20 protein-coding genes are annotated in these 15700 nt (G+C 52.1%); 5 read left to right on the top strand and 15 right to left on the bottom strand.

The features are described from left to right. Positions 1 to 18 precede the first annotated feature (18 nt). The 9 genes from MTH_RS01810 to ehaA form a co-directional block, all read right to left on the bottom strand. The gene (locus tag MTH_RS01810) at positions 19 to 234 is read right to left on the bottom strand and encodes a hypothetical protein (protein ID WP_048060808.1); all 216 of its coding nucleotides are present in this window, start codon (positions 232 to 234) and stop codon (positions 19 to 21) included. Positions 235 to 243: 9 nt separating this feature from the next. Next, positions 244 to 915 carry a proton-conducting transporter membrane subunit gene (locus MTH_RS01805; RefSeq protein WP_048060807.1) on the bottom strand — a complete coding sequence of 224 codons (672 nt, stop codon included), beginning with the start codon at positions 913 to 915 and terminating at the stop codon, positions 244 to 246. Continuing rightward, entirely contained in the window at positions 915 to 1577 is a 663-nt protein-coding gene (locus MTH_RS01800) for an EhaG family protein (RefSeq protein ID WP_048060806.1), read from the bottom strand. Before MTH_RS01800 ends, MTH_RS01805 begins: the two co-directional genes overlap by 1 nt. Before the next feature lie 73 nt (positions 1578 to 1650). Further along, the gene (locus tag MTH_RS01795; protein ID WP_010876028.1) at positions 1651 to 2130 is read right to left on the bottom strand and encodes a DUF2106 family protein; all 480 of its coding nucleotides are present in this window, start codon (positions 2128 to 2130) and stop codon (positions 1651 to 1653) included. After that, positions 2127 to 2387: an EhaE family protein gene (locus MTH_RS01790; protein ID WP_048060805.1), complete on the bottom strand. Its 261-nt coding sequence runs from the start codon at positions 2385 to 2387 to the stop codon at positions 2127 to 2129. The genes MTH_RS01795 and MTH_RS01790 overlap by 4 nt, the downstream gene beginning before the upstream one ends. A gap of 44 nt (positions 2388 to 2431) precedes the next feature. Then, positions 2432 to 2704 carry a DUF2108 domain-containing protein gene (locus MTH_RS01785; protein ID WP_052261152.1) on the bottom strand — a complete coding sequence of 91 codons (273 nt, stop codon included), beginning with the start codon at positions 2702 to 2704 and terminating at the stop codon, positions 2432 to 2434. 30 nt (positions 2705 to 2734) lie between these two features. Continuing rightward, entirely contained in the window at positions 2735 to 2986 is a 252-nt protein-coding gene (locus tag MTH_RS01780; RefSeq protein WP_048060804.1) for a DUF2109 family protein, read from the bottom strand. A 12-nt stretch (positions 2987 to 2998) separates the two neighbouring features. After that, positions 2999 to 3502 (bottom strand): hypothetical protein, encoded by a 504-nt coding sequence (locus tag MTH_RS01775; protein ID WP_048061212.1) that lies wholly within the window; start codon positions 3500 to 3502, stop codon positions 2999 to 3001. Beyond that, positions 3502 to 3795, bottom strand: coding sequence for an energy-converting NiFe hydrogenase A subunit EhaA (gene ehaA, locus MTH_RS01770; RefSeq protein ID WP_048060803.1), 294 nt, complete (start codon positions 3793 to 3795; stop codon positions 3502 to 3504). Before ehaA ends, MTH_RS01775 begins: the two co-directional genes overlap by 1 nt. A gap of 273 nt (positions 3796 to 4068) precedes the next feature. Here ehaA and MTH_RS01765 point away from each other — a divergent pair, with 273 nt between their 5' ends. The 5 genes from MTH_RS01765 (at position 4069) to MTH_RS01745 (ending at position 9697) form a co-directional block, all read left to right on the top strand. After that, the gene (locus MTH_RS01765) at positions 4069 to 4578 is read left to right on the top strand and encodes a hypothetical protein (RefSeq protein ID WP_010876022.1); all 510 of its coding nucleotides are present in this window, start codon (positions 4069 to 4071) and stop codon (positions 4576 to 4578) included. A 165-nt stretch (positions 4579 to 4743) separates the two neighbouring features. After that, positions 4744 to 5256: a hypothetical protein gene (locus MTH_RS01760; protein ID WP_010876021.1), complete on the top strand. Its 513-nt coding sequence runs from the start codon at positions 4744 to 4746 to the stop codon at positions 5254 to 5256. Positions 5257 to 5415: 159 nt separating this feature from the next. Further along, positions 5416 to 7215 carry a DUF1616 domain-containing protein gene (locus MTH_RS01755; protein WP_143485730.1) on the top strand — a complete coding sequence of 600 codons (1800 nt, stop codon included), beginning with the start codon at positions 5416 to 5418 and terminating at the stop codon, positions 7213 to 7215. A gap of 107 nt (positions 7216 to 7322) precedes the next feature. After that, complete coding sequence (locus tag MTH_RS01750; RefSeq protein ID WP_010876019.1) at positions 7323 to 8273, top strand: SDR family oxidoreductase; 951 nt, start codon at positions 7323 to 7325, stop codon at positions 8271 to 8273. A 5-nt stretch (positions 8274 to 8278) separates the two neighbouring features. Beyond that, on the top strand, positions 8279 to 9697 hold the full coding sequence (locus MTH_RS01745; RefSeq protein WP_048060802.1) for a flippase: 1419 nt from the start codon (positions 8279 to 8281) through the stop codon (positions 9695 to 9697). 70 nt (positions 9698 to 9767) lie between these two features. Here MTH_RS01745 and MTH_RS01740 read toward each other — a convergent pair whose 3' ends face one another. From MTH_RS01740 to MTH_RS01715, 6 genes are read right to left on the bottom strand one after another with little or no spacing between them, the layout of a single operon-like run. Next, entirely contained in the window at positions 9768 to 10763 is a 996-nt protein-coding gene (locus tag MTH_RS01740) for a UPF0104 family protein (protein WP_238374224.1), read from the bottom strand. 49 nt (positions 10764 to 10812) lie between these two features. Further along, positions 10813 to 11559: a glycosyltransferase family 2 protein gene (locus MTH_RS01735; RefSeq protein WP_010876016.1), complete on the bottom strand. Its 747-nt coding sequence runs from the start codon at positions 11557 to 11559 to the stop codon at positions 10813 to 10815. Beyond that, positions 11552 to 12739, bottom strand: coding sequence for a glycosyltransferase (locus MTH_RS01730; protein ID WP_010876015.1), 1188 nt, complete (start codon positions 12737 to 12739; stop codon positions 11552 to 11554). Before MTH_RS01730 ends, MTH_RS01735 begins: the two co-directional genes overlap by 8 nt. Positions 12740 to 12766: 27 nt before the next feature. Then, complete coding sequence (locus tag MTH_RS01725) at positions 12767 to 13759, bottom strand: NAD-dependent epimerase/dehydratase family protein (protein WP_048060801.1); 993 nt, start codon at positions 13757 to 13759, stop codon at positions 12767 to 12769. A 32-nt stretch (positions 13760 to 13791) separates the two neighbouring features. Continuing rightward, complete coding sequence (locus tag MTH_RS01720; RefSeq protein WP_010876013.1) at positions 13792 to 14667, bottom strand: glycosyltransferase family 2 protein; 876 nt, start codon at positions 14665 to 14667, stop codon at positions 13792 to 13794. 2 nt (positions 14668 to 14669) lie between these two features. After that, positions 14670 to 15611, bottom strand: coding sequence for an NAD-dependent epimerase/dehydratase family protein (locus MTH_RS01715; RefSeq protein WP_048060800.1), 942 nt, complete (start codon positions 15609 to 15611; stop codon positions 14670 to 14672). Positions 15612 to 15700 lie beyond the last annotated feature (89 nt).

The following is a 15700-nucleotide window of genomic DNA, read 5'->3' as shown; positions in this document are numbered from 1 at the left end:
GATTCTATTATCATAAACTCAGTACCCTATGAATGGTTCATCAACCCTGTCCTCTGCCTCATCCTCCTCTGGCCTGGCCATGGAGAGTATACCAATGGAGAGTATGAAGACAGGTATCAGGAATATGGCCACACCGTATACAACCCATGATGGGGGGTTGAATATCAGGGCGTAGATTATCCCTGCAGCTGAAAGTATGAGTGCAGTTAAACTTCCTGTTCTGAGCCTGTTCATTGATCTCACCTACAGTGAAACTATCAGCAAAACCTCTATGGCCCTCACAATCACCAGGAGGGAGCTGAGGTGTATTATAAGTATGAAGGGTGAACCCGGTGTGCGGAACATCTCGGCCTTGGTTGCATAGAAGGGTGCGACACCGGTCTCACCAACAACACCCATGAGGAGCAGGAGGGCGGCGAAGACTATCATGGGGTTACCGGCCATCCCTGATAGTTCAAGGAGGCTCAGGGTACCTGATGATCCCAGCACCAGGGCTGCGCCCCCGAACAGTGGGAGTGAGGCCATCATGGCTATCAGTCCATACTGGAAGGCCGCGTCAAGGACCTCAACCTGCCTCACCGCCGAAACTATACCTATGTTCACGATACCTATGAGTGCCACGAAGAGGGTGAAGTTGAAGAGGTCACCTGTCACCATTGCACCGGCTGTTGCAAGTCCGCAGACAATGGCCAGGAACCGCCTGATCCTGAACTCGGCGGTGTCGACCTCCACGCGCCTGTTGCCCAGTGTCCCGAACTCGGTTTCAACCTGGGTCTCGGTCCTGCTTATGGCTATGAGGAAGGTGAATATGAGCACGGCTGCAAACATGAAGAGGTTGAAGGGTGTCAGGTAGAGTACGATATCACCGAAGGGTATCTGGCCGAGGAGTTCACCTCCCAGGGACGCTATATCCATCACTCATCACCCCCTGCTTCCCTGATCTCCTCCCTTGCAAGGACCCCGATGAGGCCCATCTTGCTGGCGACCTTTATGAGTATGCCGCATCCTGACATGAAGAGGGCCGGCAGCCAGAGCTGTGGGGCGGTGAAGAATATCAGAAAACCTGCAAGCCAGAGGCACCATGTTACACCGGAGATACCTGCAATCCCATCCCACTCCACTGTGGGAAGGCCCCTGGCCCTCCTGGTAGCTACGTAGAAGAGTATCCCTGCCCCGGCAACAGCACCCCCGGTGAACCCTGTGAGGAAAACACCGTAGGCGATGAGTATCAGAGCAAGGAAGTTGGGGGCTGTCCTGAACACCTCAAGTTCCATGGGTCTGTGTTCAACCACCGGCACCTCCCCCAGTATCCTCATCTCCCTTGATATGAGTATCTCTGATATGGCCATTATCTCAGCCAGTTCGACCACGAGACCCGGGAGTATGAGGGCCTCTGCGAGGTCGGTTCCAACGGCTGCAACGATTACGAGCATTGCTATTCCAACTATGTCCGTGATTATCAGCGCGCTCAGGTCATTCTTCTGGAATGATATCCCGAGTAGCGCTATGAATCCTGCTATGAGGCCCGTGTAAATGGCGGGCTGGAACAGTGAAAGGGTGAATTCCGGGACCATCATAAATGTGCCTCCACACTTCTCTGGAACAGTGAAAGGGTGATCATCACAAACCTCTCCAGACATCTCCCTGACATCATGACCTGCGCCTCCTCATAGTGAAGTTAAGGGCGACCCATGAGGCTATGGTGAAGGCCATCATCAGTATGCTTGACTCCAGGACCGTGTCAAGGCCCCTGGTGTAGTAGAGTATCTCATCTATGAGCCCACCAGGGGAGGAGTATATGGATGTACCGAAGTACACCGTCAGGCCCTTAACAGCTATTGCAATGGGTGAGAGGTAGGCTGTTATCTTACCCAGGTTAACCTCAAACTGGGGGTACTGTGACTTCACATCGCCTGGCTTCTCCAGGGGTACTCCCCCACGGTCATAGGGTGCCAGGGGGTCCTTGCTGTTTATCTGTTCCTGGGGCAGTGGCCTCGGGTAGAGCTGATCAGGGTTCAGGGTGATGGGTACAAGGAATCCTACAAGGAGTATCAGGCCCAGGGAGAAGGCGAAGAGTCTGGGTATCCTCTTGGGGTTCGCAAGTTCATTCAGGATTCTTCCAAGACTCATAATTCCACCCCCATCTCCTCAAGCCTTATAACCGCCCTGAGGAGTACCAGTGTCATTATGGTTGTTGCCGCGATGAAGGTCAGGAGGGCAAGGGTGTGGTTGTAGGTGAGGAATATGAGTGAAACACCAACCGCAGGTATCTCGGTGTTGAGGATCCTCACAATGGGGTCCCTGACACCCGGACCTGCCACGGTTGCGATTGAACCTATCACCACAAGGGCTGCCCCTGCATAGAACCAGATCTGGGTCTCAAGCAAGTTCCTCACCCCCGTAAATAATCCTGAATGAGAACATGGAAGCCTCAGGCAAGTTCCTCACCCCTCGAAGTCCTTATATCATTTATCCTCATAACGGCCATCAGCAGTATTATGGTTGATATGGGGTCAAAGAGGGCCGCTGCCATGGCAACATCAAGGTACCTTGCAGCTGCAAGGACCATCACAAAGCCCCCCTGGAGGAGCGAAAACATTATTATCTTATCAAGGGGCCTTGAGAGGAGTATGATGCCTGCAGCTCCCGTGAATATGACAAAGACACCAACGTTTGTAATGTTAAGGAGGTCCATCGGATTCATAAACATTCACCAGTAATCATCTATATATTCCTAATCCTCGATAACCATTTCCTCTCCAACACGGTCAAGGGTGTGGGCGATTGCATTGGATGTTATGGTTGATGCCACAAAGTATACCGTTGCAAGGACAGCGCCAAAGGCGGTTCCAACGTAGAGGGCTATCATTGCAGATATTCCAAAGGACATGGCATTGAGGTAGAGGAGCCTCTCAGCCCTGTCCTGGGCCAGGAGTGTCCTCAAGGCCATGAGCACCACTATTATCCCTGTTATCTGGATCAACATGATTAACACCTTCTATTTCAGGTCAGTGTACCTGTTCATCCTCCTGGCTATGGCCCCAAGGAGCCTTGATGATCTGGAGTGGCTCACACCCTGTATGGTGGTTATTGCAATGACCATCCCGGCGACGAAGAGCCCGGGGCTCATCCCGGCGAGGGATGCCAGCGCTATTATGACTGTTATGGAGAGGGCCCCGAGTGTCCCGGCATACCCCGGGTCGGCGCAGAGACGGTTCCCTATGAACACCAGGAGGGCTGCCACGAGGCCTCCCTCAGGCACGCCAATGAGGTAGCATCCGATGGCGCCGAGGAGGGTGCCTGCTGATGCGTCCGGTGAGCATACAATGTTTCCCTGGAAGAAGCCACCCGCAAGGTCGCCTCCCCTCTTCTCTATGTCCCTTCCAATGTAGTCGGCCCCCCTCACACCTGGCTTCTCAGGGAGACCCATCCATGTGTCTATCACAACGAAGTTCAGCCAGGATATGGCTGCTGCGGCTGCAACTCCAACCAGTTCATTCATCATGAGTCCTCCGGTCTGGGGAATATATCCTCAAGGAAGTATGCAGTCATTATTGCTGATAGGACCCCTGCCACGGCTCCGAGGTCGGCTCCATAGATACCTGTGACACCCAGTTTTATGGATATTGCTGTGAGTCCCAGTGCAATTACCGGTGTCGGGAAGATGGCCGATGGTGTCCATGAGTGCCTGGCCGGCCTTTCAGGTGTCAGGGGAAGCCCCAGTATCGCTGAAACGATTATCGATGAAATAATGGCTGCTAGGTAACCTGAAAGATATGTAACATGAATAATCATGATAAAAGAATGATAATCCAACATATATAAATCTTTTTAAAAAAGGTGAGTTAGACCTAAAAAAGACCTCTTAATAAAATTATGGCCTTTTTTACTAATATCTGGAGGTTTCTCTACAGAAACTTTTTTTTACTGATATCTGAAGGGTCCCTCTACAGAAGATTTAGTAATAAATTTTAAGGATTTTCATAGTCGTTTTCGTGATTATATTCACAGAAACCGGTAAGTGGATGTGACTCCATAGGAACCTCCAGGACATGATGGGGTGGGAATATGCTTAAAACTGCTGGAATGGTCACTGCAGTCATCCTCCTTCTGCTTTTAAAACCTGCAGCAGGAGCCACCGCGGTGCAGGAGGTTACCGTTACGGTGCCCGAGAGTGTTGAAATAATGGTCCTCTGGCAGGGAAGGGAAACCGGGAACTCCTTCACACTCACAGCCACAGTGGAACCCGGAAAAGAATACTACTGGCCAGGAGGACCCCAGGGACTCCAGATAAAGGACCTATCCAACGTACCCATCGACCTCTACATAAGAGCCGAAGGAGACCTCCAGGGCCCAGAAACCATACCCATACAGAACCTCAAATACGCCAACTACGGCATCGGACTCCCCGAAACACCACTAACAACAACCTACACACCGGTAAGAAAGAACTGGATGGTTAAATCAGAGGATGAATCCCTGATACCGGTTGACCTCCACCTCACGGTACCACCAGCAACCGCTGCCGGTGTCTACTCAGTTAACATATACCACATAGCGGTCCCCCATGGAGAATAGCCAGGGATACACCAGAATCATGATTTAACAGCAGCCACTCCCATTCAACACACTATTTTTTATGAGTCACATGGTTCATGCTGTGAGACCTTTATTGATAATAAATTATTATAGGGATAATCTAACATAATATAAGTAAATGCAACCACTCAATCAGGTCATATCATGTACAGCCACGAATGGATGGGTGTGCTCTTCATCCTGCTCCTCCTTCCGGTGCCATTTGCAACCATGAATACGGTGCAGGAAGTTACCGTTACGGTACCCGAGAGTGTTGAAATAATGGTCCTCTGGCAGGGAAGGGAAACCGGGAACTCCTTCACACTCACAGCCACAGTGGAACCCGGAAAAGAATACTACTGGCCAGGAGGACCCCAGGGACTCCAGATAAAGGACCTATCCAACGTACCCATCGACCTCTACATAAGAGCCGAAGGAGACCTCCAGGGCCCAGAAACCATACCCATACAGAACCTCAAATACGCCAACTACGGCATCGGACTCCCCGAAACACCACTAACAACAACCTACACACCGGTAAGAAAGAACTGGGCAGCGAAACGGGATATCGATGCGGTGGTGCCTGTTGATCTCAGTCTCACGGTGCCACCATTCACAGAACCCGGCGAATACAGGGTGAGGGTCTACCATATAGCCATAAGGTCACCGGGTACCTGATTCTATCGGAATTCCATGCCAGAACTGTCCAGGCAGGATATATCGAAACCTTATCTATTCTAATTTTATTATGTTCCGCCGGGCACTGATGGTAAATATTTATCAGTCCAGAATTGATAATAATCTACTTAATCAATTGCAGTGACAGGAGAATCTCATGTGAAGTTCAAAGCGAAAATCCTACTCCTCATAACAGGTATAATCTCAGCTCTTCTGATAGCAGCGCCCCAGTTTCACCTCAGGGTAGCAGGGCTCATCCTCTGTGTGCTGGTAACAGGTTACAGCTTCCTCAGACTGACCGGTCTTGGGGATACCCTGATCACCCCCATACCGGGGCTTCTAATACTGGCCCTCAACGCATTCATTCTGAACTATACATACCTTAGGAATGTAAGGGTCCTCTACGCCCTCCCCGCCATACTCATACCAATCATCCTGCTCCTGAAACGCTCCAGAAAGGATGTTGAGGTGGAAAGCACCCAGATAAAAACCGCCAGAGAACTCGCAAAAAGAGACCACCCAGTGGAAAGCCGGGCTGATACCTCTGAAAGAAAAAGCGGTTTAGAGGAAGCCCATGGGGGAGAACATGCACCATTAAGGGACATCCTGATTTCAGCTGTCCTTTCCGGTGCCACACCTCTCCTAATAGCATTCATCCACCTGAACCCGGTCAGGTTTGTGCTCATCATTATACTTATAGCCTCCTCGTCCTATGGCCTTGCAGCCGCCCTTCTACTGAGACTCCAGGGATATGGAAGGCTCAGAAGGGCCGCATTAACCATACCATTCGCCCTTCTACTCACGCTGGTAGCTGGAACCACAGGAAGCAAATACGGGGTGGTGGTCCTTGGTGCAGCAGGTATACTATCAGCCCTTGTGGCCTACATAAGGAGGACCAGGCAGAGGATAGGGGAGATAGAGTCACTGCAGATGTCAGAGAGGGACATCCTCGAAAGGTACGGACTCGTCGAGGATGATGTAATACTGCATGTCCCGGAGATACCTGAAAGGGATCTCAGGGCAGTTGACCCTTCAGGGATAAAGAAGAAGGCCCTGAGGACGGGTAAAGAGAGGGATCTGGAGGGGGAGCTCAGAAGGGCATTCCCCGGGGATGAGTTCTGGATAGAAAAGGAAGCCAGAAGGAACCTGGCAGGTTTCAGTGACCTTCTGGTTATGGTGCTCCTGAGCATCTTTACCATCGCTGCAATCAATTCATCTCCGCGGGGCGTTGTGGAAGCCCTCTTCTACCTCCAGGTGCTCCTGATACCCGGATACATTCTAACAGCTGCCGTGGCACCCCTCAGAGACCAGTTAAGCGTCCCCGAGAGGCTCTTCCTTGAATTTTCAGTAAGCATAATCATATCATCGGTGATAGCGCTCCTTATGGGTGGTCATGTTACCTTCAAGCCGCTTCTTGCAAGGAGCATATCTGCAATAAGCCTGATAATGACACCCGCAGCCTTTATAAGGCGTTACAGGGCCGGGGGACTTGCATACTCAGTTGATGTGAGACGTATCCCATCACCCCGCAGTCTCTCAAGGGATGGTAAGGTATCCCTCATACTCTCGGCTGTACTCGTGGCCCTCGTTGCAGTCACGGTCTACCTGACCCTTAACCCGGTGCCCTCTGAGAGGTTCACCGAGTTCTACATCCTGGGGCCTGGTGGTAAGGCCTACGGTTACCCTGAGAATGTTACTGCCGGCGAGCGCGTTGAGGTAATGGTAGGAGTGGTGAACAGGGAGTACCGTAACGAAACCTACCGGATGGTGGTGAGAATAGGCGGAGATGTTTTAAGGAATGAAACCCTAAAACTGGGTAATGGTGAGAGGTGGGAGAAGAGGGTGAATCTCACAGTAACAGAGGCTGGAAAGAACCAGAAACTCGAATTCCTTCTCTACAGGTTACCTGACACAGAAAAGCCCTACAGGTCCCTCCATCTCTTCATAAACGTCACATAGTTAATGCTTCAGATGGTGATCTGTAGGCATGAAAACCGCTCAAATCAACGGATAAGACTGATCAAATACTGACCGATATCAAACTTCATCAGCCGGACAGGGATAATATGAGAGATATGGATGTAGCTGTAACCGGAGGACTTGGATTTATAGGTTCACACCTCACAGATGAACTCCTTGAGAGGGGAAACCGTGTCACCGTAATCGATGACCTATCAACCGGAAGCCCGGATAACCTCAGGGACCCCCACCATGAGGACCTTGAGATAATTGAGGGGAGCATAAATGATCTGGACCTTGAGAAGGTATTTCAGGGCAAGGACTACGTCTTCCACCAGGCAGCCCTGGCCAGTGTCCCCGAGAGTGTGAGGGACCCCCTCAGGTGTCACCGTGTCAATGCCACAGGGACCCTCAGGGTGCTGATGGCCTCCTCCAGGGCAGGTGTCCGGAAGGTTGTGAACGCATCAACCTCTGCTGTCTATGGGAACAACCCGGAGATTCCCCTGAGGGAGGACGCCAGACCAATGCCCCTATCACCCTACGCAGTGTCCAAGGTGACGGGGGAGTACTACTGCCAGGTATTTGAGGACCAGGGGCTTGAAACCGTCTCCCTGAGGTACTTCAATGTCTACGGACCCCGCCAGAGGCCTGATTCACAGTACGCTGCAGTCATCCCCAGGTTCATCGACGCCCTCCTCAGTGGCAGGTCCCCTGAGATCTACGGGGATGGAGAGCAGAGCCGTGACTTCATATACGTCGGTGACGTTGTGAGGGCCAACATCTTCCTGGCAGAGTCCCGTGGATCAGGGGTTTACAATGTGGCCGGTGGAAGTTCCGTTACAGTCAACAGGCTCTTCGATATAATTTCAGGGATCCTTGAGTCAGATGCAGAACCAGAATACCTTGATGAGAGGCCCGGAGACGTGAGGCACTCCCTTGCAGACACGTCCCGTCTCGCTGCAGCAGGTTTCAGGCCAGAGGTTGGACTTGAGGAGGGGCTTATGAGGACCGTTGAGTGGTTCCTGGAAAGACTGAAGATAGGATCCTCCTATCAGTGATTGAAATGAGTCATGCAAGGACCCTTGCAAGGAACACGGCATTCCTCCTGGTGGCCACACTCTTCACAAACCTTGCGGCCTTTGTATGGAACGTCTACCTCGCAAGGTACCTTGGAACCGCTGGTTTTGGTATACTCTCGACTGCGCTGGCCCTGACCGGCATATTCAGCATACTCGCAGATCTGGGTATAGGGACCTACATCACCCGGGAGATTGCAAGGAACCCTGGAGGGGCCAGGGAACTTGTGGCGGCGGGTCTCGGTAACCGTATCATCCTCTCATGCATCGTATTTGTGCTGATACTCCTCTTCCCCCTCACAGGACTGTACAGCGGGACTGCCGCTGCAGTCATCGTTTTCATAGCAGGGTACATGCTTTTGACCTCCTTCAGCTCATTCTTCAACAGTATATTCCAGGGTTTCCAGAGGATGGAGTACCAGACAGTATGGAACATCCTCAACAGCCTCTTCATACTTGTAGGTGTCATTGCCGTTGTCTGGCTGGGTGGGAGTGTTGTGCATGTCGCAGTGGCCTACCTCATTGCAGCCGCCCTCTCACTTGTATACTCCGCTACAACATTCACCCGTCGTTTCTTCACTCCAGGTTTAAGTTTCAGCCGCGACATGATCAGGGAGGCCATCCCCTTCGGGATAACGAGTGTATTCTCTCTGATATACTTCTGGATAGACTCCGTGATGCTCTCCCTCATGAAGGGTGATGTCTCAGTGGGTCTTTACAATGCACCCTACAGGCTCCTCACGGTCATCACATCACTTTACGGTGTCTACCTCACCGCTGTATTCCCTGTGATGTCCAGGTTCCACGTTGAAAGTGAAGATTCACTGCGGTTCACCTACATGAGGTCCCTGAAGTATCTCATAATCATAGCGGTCCCCCTGATCTTCACGGTATTCACACTTGCAGGGCCCCTGATAGAGCTCATCTTCTCTGCGAAGTACCTTGAATCGGTCCCCGCCCTCAGGGTGCTCATAATCGCAACCGCCTTCATGTTCATAAATGGTGTGAGCTCCAGCCTCCTGGGGTCAGCCAACAGGCAGATCACGGTCACCAGGATCACTGGGGTTGCAGCCCTCTTCAATGTGACCCTCAACCTCGCACTGATCCCACGCTTTGACTTTATGGGTGCGAGTGCTGCCACAGTAATGACGGAGGCCCTCATGACCCTACTTTTCCTCAGGACGGTGCGCGATCTCGGTTTTGGTCCTGCATGGAGGGACCTGCATGTTGCCTGGAGGATCCTCCTCCCTGCAGCAGCTTCAATCATCTTACTCCTGCTCCCCCTCAGTATACTCATAAGGATCCCCCTGGCCCTGGTTGCCTATATCGCCGGGATCCTCCTGACAGGTGCCCTGGACTCTGTGGACAGGGCTGTGGTGAGGTCAATCATCAGGGGCCAGAGATAAAAATCAGTTCATCAGGATATATGACCTCCAAAAAAACAGGACTATCAGAAATACATCACAAAGCCCCTCATCACGCCCTTATATCAAGGATATAGGACCTGACCTCATCAAATATCTCCCCGGCATAGCAGGATGAGAAGATGGCTCCCAGTGCTGTGACCATCCAGAATGATATTATACGGTCCACCAGGGCTATGCTTCCAGCCAGGAACCCGGGGACACCAAATACTACAAACAGTCCTGCCATTGAGACCTCCATTGAGCCCATGCCCCCTGGAAGGGCAGATAGTATGCCCACAAGGTTTGCCAGGAGGAATATTATTATAACTGCAGAGAAGGAGGTCTCCACTCCGAAGGCCATGAATACCAGGTAGAGTCTCAGGCACTCCATGAGCCAGGAGAGGAGTGAAAGGATGAATATGACTCCAAGGGAGGTGAAGTTGGAGTAGGATCTCGTGTAACCTATCATGCCCTTTATACCGGAGGTTAAACGTTCATAGAGGTTTTCAAGTGTTTCCTCAGATACTGGAAGTCTCTCAATGATGCTATGTATCCTCTGGTAGATCCTCAAACCCTTCTCCTCCCTCCAGTTAACAAGGTAGATGAGGTAGGTTATGAGGACAGATAGAATCGCCCCGAAGAGGGCTATTACCCTTATCACCGGCACCATCACGGCTGCAAGGAGAAGCAGACCCCCTCCTATCCCCAGATCAAAGAACCTCTCGGTTAAACCAGCTGAGAGACCCTCTGAGAGTTCAATTCCGTTCAGTTTTTTACCTGCTAGTGCATTCATGACCTCGCCAGCACTCCTCATGGGGCTGAGGTTACCGGCAAAGAGGCCGATGGTCTTCACCATGAAGTTGACCCGCATCCTCCAGGGCTGGCCTATAATGAAACCCCAGCGGAGGCCCCTAACAGCCAGAACCCCCATGTGGATGAGAAGTGCGATGGCTATGATCATCCAGTCCGCCATGTAGACTGCCCTGATGATCCTTGAGGGTCCCATCCATATTATGAGTGCCAGGATGAGAAGGATGCTCAGTGCAAAGAAGTAAAACCTTTTCATGGAGTCCATCTCCTCTCAGATGTGAAGGTGATGGGAAGCAGCTCCCACATCAGCCCCTGACACCGGATATCCTTCTGACGAAGAGCCTAACTATGAACCTGATGTACTGGAGGACGTCCCCGACCCCGATGTAGGACTTCTCATCACCATAGGTGCAGGTGATGGGGACCTCGGCTATCCTCAGCCGGTGCCTTGAGGTCTCACATATTGCCTCTGATTCATACACATAGTCGTCGTAGGGTATTTCGAGTATCAGGTGGGCGTACCTGGCTGATATTGCCCTGAAGCCGCTCTGACTATCTGTTATCCGGTACCCTGTGGCCAGTCTGAGTATCCAGGTGGTTATCCGGTTTGATAGCTGCCTGTGGAGGGGCATGCTATCATGGTTATTCCTTATGAACCTTGACCCTATGATGAAGTCGCCACCGTTAACCGCGGATGCAAGTTCTGGTATCAGGGAGGGGTCGTGCTGGCCATCGGCGTCCATGAATACTATGACATCGTAGTCTCCTCCAAGGGCCTCCCTTATACCTGTCTTGAGGGCTGCCCCCTTCCCGAGATTTTTGGGGTGGCTGATGACCCTTGCCCCTGCTTCCTCACCAAGGGCTGCAGTCCTGTCTGTGCTGCCATCGTCCACCAGGATCACGTCACCATGTTCAAGGGCGCCCCTCACAACGGATTCGACGGTCCTCTCCTCATTGAATGCAGGTATCACTGTGACCACCCTCATCGCGACACCTCCAGCGGTACAGTCATTGAGGTAATCACCACCCCTCGTGGGATCATGCTCATTCATCCTTCTCCACAAGTTCCCTTAGGGTCTCCTCAAATCTTTCGGTGATGCTTTCCCAGTCATTTGACTCCACGAAGCGCCTCCCTTTCTGGCCCTCCTCCCTGAGTCTGCCTGCAAGTTCCACTGCTACATCAAGAGTTTCCTCTGGTCTCTCTATGTAGTGGATGCCGTTGCCCTCACCGAACTCCATGTATATGCCTGGCAGCCTTGTGGCTATGACCGGCTTTGCCATTGCAAGGTACTCGTAGAGCTTTATGGGGACTATGTCCTGCATTATCTCCTCGTCTATGTGGGCGGGGAGTATGCAGATGTCAGAAGCCGCTACAAATTCAGGTATCTCACTGTAGGGCTGTCTCCCTGTCAGTATGAGGCTGTCCAGGTTGTTATCATCCCTTATCCCTTTAAGGTCCTCGTATGCGTCTCCATCCCCTACAACCATAAGCTTGATGTTCGGGTATTCCCCACGCCTCTCTGCCATTGCTGCTGCAAGTTCCCTGAGACCGGAGAAGTTGTAGAGGAATCCCATGAAGAAGAGGAGGATGTCATCATCCCCGACACCGTACCTCTCCCTTATGCGTGAACCGTCAAGGTCCGGGTCGAATTCTGCAAGGTCTATGCCCGCGTCTATGACCTCCGTCCTCCTGGCCCCCAGTTCAGCTGCCAGCTGGTCGAGCTTCCTGTTGATGGTGAGGACAAGGTCTGACCTCTCGATGGTCTTCCTCATGAGCAGCTTCCCCAGACCCTGAAAGGCCCTCTCTGGTATCAGGGTGTAGAGTACGTCGATGAGGTAATATACGAAGGGTATGCCCTGCCTCCCTGCTTCGATTGATGCTATGAAGGAGTTTATGAGACCAAATCCGACCACAAGGTCTGGTCTGAACTCCCTTATCTGCCTCCTTATCTCCCTCCCATGGGTGAAGGGTATTGAGAGGTAATCCAGTACCGGGACCCTGAGGTGGGCGGGCCTTATAACATCCACACCGGCGTCCTCCCGGACCTTCTGGACCCCCAGGTAGACCCGGCGGGGGTTCAGGATGCTTCCCCCCTCCTCCTTCCTCCAGTCTATGGGGTAGTCTATGACCCTCACCTCATGACCCCTCGCAGATAACCTGTCAAAGAGGTGGTGCTGCTGGTGGGGGTTCCTTTCTATCCAGTCCGATTCCTGTACAACCAGTATCCTCATATGCGATCAGAAAAAGAAGGTTTTTGATTAGAACTCTGCGCTCTTCCTTATGAGCTCCCAGTTCTCTGTGAACCACCTGTGGGTCCTCTCAAGTCCCTCCCTGAAGGATACCTGTGGCTCGTAGTCCAGGAGTCTTCTGGCCTTATCGATTGATGACAGGAGCCTTGTCTTGGCGTCCCAGTCCCTCCTCGGCCTGTAGACCACGCCTGCAGGGTTTTCTGTGAGCTCGTTTATGATACCCGCCATCTCTATGACCTGGTGCTCGGTCCCTGAGCCAAGGTTGATGGCCTCGCCTATGGCCTCCCTTCTGACACCCATGGCCATGAGGCCCCTGACTATGTCCTCCACGAAGGTCCAGTCCCTGGTCTCTGAGCCGTCCCCGGTTATGGGTAATGGTTGCTGGTTCATGGCCCAGTAGAAGAAGTTGGGGATGACGTTACGGTACTTCCCTGGGACCTCACCCGGGCCGAAGACGTTGAAGAACCTTGCATTGACTATGGGCATCTCGTAGAGGTTGTGGAAGTAGTTGGTGTACAGTTCACCGAGGAGCTTGGTGACCTGGTAGGGGGTGTGCAGTGATATTGAGATGTCGTGTTCCTCAAAGGGTATCTTTGAGTCCAGGCCGTAGACACCGCACCCTGATGATGAGTAAACGAAGCGCTCAACACCCACAAGCTGTGCATACTCAAGGACCTTCAGTATGCCCAGCCCGTTGACCAGGAGGTCCTTCTCCGGGTTGTCAACACTGTTCTGGTTTGCAAAGTGGGCTGCGAGGTGGAAGACGTAGTCCGGCCTCTCCTTGAATACCCGTTTAAGGACCTCATCGTCGAGTATGTCGCCCTTAACGAATTCTATGTTCTCATATTCCGGGATGTTCCACTCATAGCTTGATGAGAGATTATCCAGTATGATCACATTGGCCCCTGCCTTTGCAAGGTTCCCTGTGAGATTGCTTCCAACGCATCCAGCTCCACCTGTTACAAGAACACATTTACCATCATAAGCCCTGAATTCATCCATAATCAATCACCTTCCATCAGTAGATTCTGCAGTCACCTTCCATAGTGGATGATCATCCTCCTCATGGAGTCGAGGATGATGCCTGTGAATATGAAGAAGGTCCCGAAGAGTGTGAGCATCACCGCCACGATGGTGGGACCCATGTTCACACTTAAACCCGTTATGTAGTCCCTTATGAACATTAAACTTAGGATTGCCCCTGTAATCCCTATTATGAGGCCCGGGAGTGTGAAGTAGTAGAGGGGGCGCTTGAGTTCAAGGTCCCCTATGATCCTAAGGAGCACCGATACACCGTGGCTTATGGGGTTCCTGGTGGACCCATCCACATCATACCTCACTCCGACCTCCACCTCCACTATCCTGAGGCCGGCCTCGGCGGCGTCTGCAAGCATCTCGCTTTCAACCACGAAGCCCGGGTCCCTGAACCTGAAATGGGGTATGCTGGCTGATGAGAAGGCCCTGAAGCCGCTCTGGGTATCGGTTATGTCCAGGCCCGTTGATATGTTGGTGGCCCTGTCAAGTATCTTCTGGCCCACCCTGCGGTAGCGGGGGGTGTTCTCGTCCCTCCCATGGAGGTAGCGGCTCCCGTTCACAACGTCGGCCTCCCCCCTCAGTATGGGCTCCACGAGTTTAGGTATCTCTGCAGGGTTGTGCTGTGCATCAGCGTCAAGGGTGACTATTACATCTGCATCTGCAGCCTCAAACCCTGTTTTGAGGGCTGCACCCTTTCCCAGGTTCCTGTGGTGCCTTATAACCCTTGCGCCTGCCATCTCAGCCACGTGGGCTGTCCTGTCAGCCGACCCATCATCAACAACGATAACCTCATCAACGTGTTCCCCTGTGAGGAGCACAACTGAACCTATGGCAACCTCCTCGTTGAAGGCAGGGATGACCGCGACTATCCTCATTTTCAGTCCTCTATCCTGTAGTACCACTTCATCCACTCGACTGTACGCCTGATACCCTCCTCGGGGGGTACCTGTGGGTCATGTTTGAGGTCCCTTATGGCCTTTGAGAAGTCCATGGTCTTCACCTTTGTGGTGAAGGGCTCTGACTCCCTGTAGGTGACTATGGAGTCATCTATCCCCACAGCCTCAAGGACCATGTCTGAGTACTCCTTGATGTCATGCTCCCACTCGGTTCGCCCGCCGACATTGTAGACCTCCCCGGGGATGAAGTTATCCACGATATTGGCGAAGGTCCTCACGGAGTCCTCCACGTAGTCGATTATCCTCTTATGGCCCTTATAGACGGTGTAGGGCTTCCTGTGTAGTGCATGGTAGATGAATATGGGTATGAAGCCCTTGTAGGGTGAGTACTTCTCATGGGGGCCGTAACAGTTCACCGGCCTCACACGGACAGTCTCTGTGCCGAACATCTCTGCAGAGTTCATGCACATGAGTTCACCGGCCCACTTGGTTATGGCGTAGTCATTCATCTGGTAGGTGTCGCTTATGGGGTTTTTGACCATCACATCCTCACTCATCAAACCACTGTAGTCCCCGTAGACCTCTGCTGAGGAGAAGAATATCATCCTGAAGCCAAGCTTCTCCTGCATCCTCAGCATGTGCTTTGTACCTATGACGTTGGTCTTCCAGAGGTTCTCATAGTAGTCCTCACCGTTCCATCTCCCGTACTCTGCGGCCAGGTGGTATACGTAGTCGAATTTATCTTCCTCAAAGATCCTCTCAACCTGCCTGTACTCCCTGACATCGGCCCTCATGTAGTCCTCGCGTTCTGTGTGCATGAGGTCAACCGCAAGGACCTCATGGCCCCTGTTCCTCAGTTCATTGACAAGGTTTGTACCTATGAATCCGGCGCCACCGGTCACGAGTATTCTCTGAGTTTCCATATTAGCATCACTCCCTATTTTGGATGATTTCCCTTGTAAGAATAAGGGTTTTCCTGGTAACATTATTCATGATATGAATGAATAAAGAT

Source organism: Methanothermobacter thermautotrophicus str. Delta H, from assembly GCF_000008645.1.
GTDB classification, from domain to species: Archaea; Methanobacteriota; Methanobacteria; order Methanobacteriales; family Methanothermobacteraceae; genus Methanothermobacter; species Methanothermobacter thermautotrophicus.
This window is presented reverse-complemented; position numbering and strand designations above follow the sequence as displayed.

Coding starts and splice junctions, on each gene's coding strand:
- MTH_RS01805 (WP_048060807.1), bottom strand. CDS start 915: ATGGATATAGCGTCCCTGGGAGGTGAACTCCTCGGCCAGATACCCTTC.
- MTH_RS01750 (WP_010876019.1), top strand. CDS start 7,323: ATGAGAGATATGGATGTAGCTGTAACCGGAGGACTTGGATTTATAGGT.
- MTH_RS01760 (WP_010876021.1), top strand. CDS start 4,744: ATGTACAGCCACGAATGGATGGGTGTGCTCTTCATCCTGCTCCTCCTT.
- MTH_RS01785 (WP_052261152.1), bottom strand. CDS start 2,704: ATGAATCCGATGGACCTCCTTAACATTACAAACGTTGGTGTCTTTGTC.
- ehaA (WP_048060803.1), bottom strand. CDS start 3,795: ATGATTATTCATGTTACATATCTTTCAGGTTACCTAGCAGCCATTATT.
- MTH_RS01730 (WP_010876015.1), bottom strand. CDS start 12,739: ATGAGGATACTGGTTGTACAGGAATCGGACTGGATAGAAAGGAACCCC.
- MTH_RS01745 (WP_048060802.1), top strand. CDS start 8,279: ATGAGTCATGCAAGGACCCTTGCAAGGAACACGGCATTCCTCCTGGTG.
- MTH_RS01810 (WP_048060808.1), bottom strand. CDS start 234: ATGAACAGGCTCAGAACAGGAAGTTTAACTGCACTCATACTTTCAGCT.
- MTH_RS01780 (WP_048060804.1), bottom strand. CDS start 2,986: ATGTTGATCCAGATAACAGGGATAATAGTGGTGCTCATGGCCTTGAGG.
- MTH_RS01800 (WP_048060806.1), bottom strand. CDS start 1,577: ATGATGGTCCCGGAATTCACCCTTTCACTGTTCCAGCCCGCCATTTAC.
- MTH_RS01775 (WP_048061212.1), bottom strand. CDS start 3,502: ATGAATGAACTGGTTGGAGTTGCAGCCGCAGCAGCCATATCCTGGCTG.
- MTH_RS01720 (WP_010876013.1), bottom strand. CDS start 14,667: ATGAGGATAGTCGCGGTCATCCCTGCCTTCAACGAGGAGGTTGCCATA.
- MTH_RS01725 (WP_048060801.1), bottom strand. CDS start 13,759: ATGGATGAATTCAGGGCTTATGATGGTAAATGTGTTCTTGTAACAGGT.
- MTH_RS01715 (WP_048060800.1), bottom strand. CDS start 15,611: ATGGAAACTCAGAGAATACTCGTGACCGGTGGCGCCGGATTCATAGGT.
- MTH_RS01740 (WP_238374224.1), bottom strand. CDS start 10,763: ATGAAAAGGTTTTACTTCTTTGCACTGAGCATCCTTCTCATCCTGGCA.
- MTH_RS01765 (WP_010876022.1), top strand. CDS start 4,069: ATGCTTAAAACTGCTGGAATGGTCACTGCAGTCATCCTCCTTCTGCTT.
- MTH_RS01795 (WP_010876028.1), bottom strand. CDS start 2,130: ATGAGTCTTGGAAGAATCCTGAATGAACTTGCGAACCCCAAGAGGATA.
- MTH_RS01735 (WP_010876016.1), bottom strand. CDS start 11,559: ATGAATGAGCATGATCCCACGAGGGGTGGTGATTACCTCAATGACTGT.